Raw genomic sequence first — 1,065 nt, forward strand, 5'->3', positions numbered from 1 at the left:
AAGTCAGATGTTTTGAGCATGAGTAAAATCAGTCGTTCGCAACAGTTGCGTTTTGAATGGTCAGAAGTCGGTTGAGTGAGTTTTTTTAACCACTTTTAAGCTCGTTTATATATTTTTTCGAGATGAGTGAGACATGAATGCCAACGTTTATGTATAAGAATAGTTGCGGGTTTGTATGCGAGGATTTTCCGAAGGAAAATCAGACGTAACAAACACGCAACAACCTTTGATTAAGCACTAAACCGCAATTATTTTTATACGGTGTTGTAGTGCGTTTTTTCTTTTCAGACGTTCTTTAGTTTTTCGTCATACCAAACGTCTTCGTAATTATCTTTTCCAATTAAAAATCTAAATCCGACATCAAGTCCGAGATATTTAATTAATTCAGGTTTTTCTTGTAATAAATGCTCTGCGCAGATTGGTTTAAAAAAATCCGCATTATCCGACCATTCTCCGCTCCAAATATACCAACCTGTTGTAATAATTCCTTCTTTGGGATGACGAAGTCCGTTTAATGGGTCAGATAATAAGTCAGTTGAGCAACCTACCATTAATCTCTTATTTATCGGATTCCATTTTGACTTATACTTTTCGCAAATTGCTTTTTGTCGGTCAATATGCACATTCCATAAATTATAATCCGCTAATAAATTTTCTTCCGTTTCTAATTGGTGCTTCCACAATTCGATATTCTTTTTATTTATCGGGAAATTGATTTCTTGACTATCCCATTGAAATATAATGTCTGAAATAATTTCGTCGTCCCAATCGAAGAAATCTTTTCCAATTAAATCCGATGCGTAATTTTCCAAATCAGACTTTTTAAGTTCTCCATTCAGATATTGGTCGCATTTTGCAATTAAATCAGTTCTTGATATTTTGGTTTCGGTATTCATTTTGTATTATACTGATATAGGTTGACTCTTTTTAGTTAATATTTAGACGTTCAAACTATTTTTTTCAGCCGTTTAGAAGGCAAAAAAATAGTTTGAACTAGTTCTGTTCTTAAATCTTAAGTTCAGGTAAATTTACATTATTTTTTCGATAGGATTTGTATTTGATGTT

At 32.7% G+C, this 1,065-nt stretch carries 1 protein-coding gene; it reads right to left on the bottom strand.

Features of this window, described 5'->3' with window-relative positions; genetic code table 11:
* Positions 1-284 precede the first annotated feature (284 nt).
* Positions 285-896 (bottom strand): hypothetical protein, encoded by a 612-nt coding sequence (locus tag M4I23_RS19525; protein WP_159021486.1) that lies wholly within the window; start codon positions 894-896, stop codon positions 285-287.
* Positions 897-1,065: the final 169 nt, after the last annotated feature.

The sequence above is a fragment of the Algibacter sp. L4_22 genome, assembly GCF_023473045.1.
GTDB lineage: Bacteria > Bacteroidota > Bacteroidia > Flavobacteriales > Flavobacteriaceae > Algibacter.

Excerpts from the sequence above, each read along its gene's own strand:
- M4I23_RS19525 (WP_159021486.1), bottom strand. The coding sequence starts at position 896 with ATGAATACCGAAACCAAAATATCAAGAACTGATTTAATTGCAAAATGC.